Annotated in this window: 1 protein-coding gene; it reads right to left on the reverse strand. The window is 67.7% G+C overall.

Features of this window, described 5'->3' with window-relative positions:
* Positions 1-16: 16 nt before the first annotated feature.
* Positions 17-976: an IS481 family transposase gene (locus QQX09_RS14240; protein WP_301135930.1), complete on the reverse strand. Its 960-nt coding sequence runs from the start codon at positions 974-976 to the stop codon at positions 17-19.
* Between the last annotated feature and the right edge of the window lie 96 nt (positions 977-1,072).

A 1,072-nucleotide genomic window follows, 5' to 3' on the forward strand; every position in this document is an offset into this window, starting at 1 on the left:
CGCTAGATGTACTTGGTCAGCAGGTTGGTGACACTCGGCTGATCGGGGGCAAGCCTCCGGCGGCGGTGTGGGGTCGATCGTAGTTGTAGTGGTCGAGCCATTCGTCGAGGGCTGCGGTGCGGTCGGCGTTGGTGGCGTAGGCGCGGCGGTAGGCCCACCGTTCCTGCAAGGTGCGGTTGAAGCGTTCGGCCTTGCCGTTCTGCCACGGCGAGTACGGGCGGGTGCGTCGATGCTTGACGCCGAGCATGCCCACGACGTCGCCGAAGGCGCGGGCACGGGTGTAGTTCAGCGCGTTGTCCGTCATCACCTCGCGCACCCGCACGCCGTGGGACGCGAAGAACGCGGCCGCGTCGGCGAGGAACTGGGCACAGGTGTCGCCGGTCTCGTCGGGCAGGACCTGCGCGAACGCGAGCCGGGAGTGGTCGTCGACAGCGACGTGGACATGGTCGTAGCCGATGCCTCGACCGCGGGCGGCTTTGGTGCGGCCATGAACGCGGTGACCGCCACCGTCGGGGATACGGCCGACCTTCTTCACGTCGATGTGGATTAGGTCGCCCGCGTGCTCACGCTCGTACCGGTGGGTCGTGGCCCGCGACGCGCGGATCACCTCGCCGCTGATGGGATCGATGTCGAACAAGCGAGGCAGACCCGCCCGGGCGATGATCCGACCCGCCGTCGACGCCGAGATCCCCACCGCGGCCGCAAGCTCGACCGCGTTCAGCCGGTCGTTCTCGCGCAGCGCGACCACCGTGGCCACGACCTCGACCGACGTGCGTGTCGGGCTCACACGGGGCCGCGACGAGCGATCCTCGAGGCCCGCATCGCCTTCGGCTTGGTAGCGGCCCCACCAGCGGTGCGCGCAGGTGCGGGAGACACCCATCTCCTTCGCGACATGCGCGACAGGCCGGCCAGCAGCGATCCGCTCGACCAGGATCTGACGACCACGGACGGTCAATCGGGCATTACGGTGGTGCAAGAGAAGGCCTCTTTCGTTGGCGACTAGACACCACCAATGATCGAGGCCTTCTCCCTTACCTCCGTGTCACCAACCTGCTGACCAAGTACAGCTAGA

It is taken from the genome of Demequina litoralis, from assembly GCF_030418455.1.
In the GTDB taxonomy this organism is placed as follows: domain Bacteria; phylum Actinomycetota; class Actinomycetes; order Actinomycetales; family Demequinaceae; genus Demequina; species Demequina litoralis.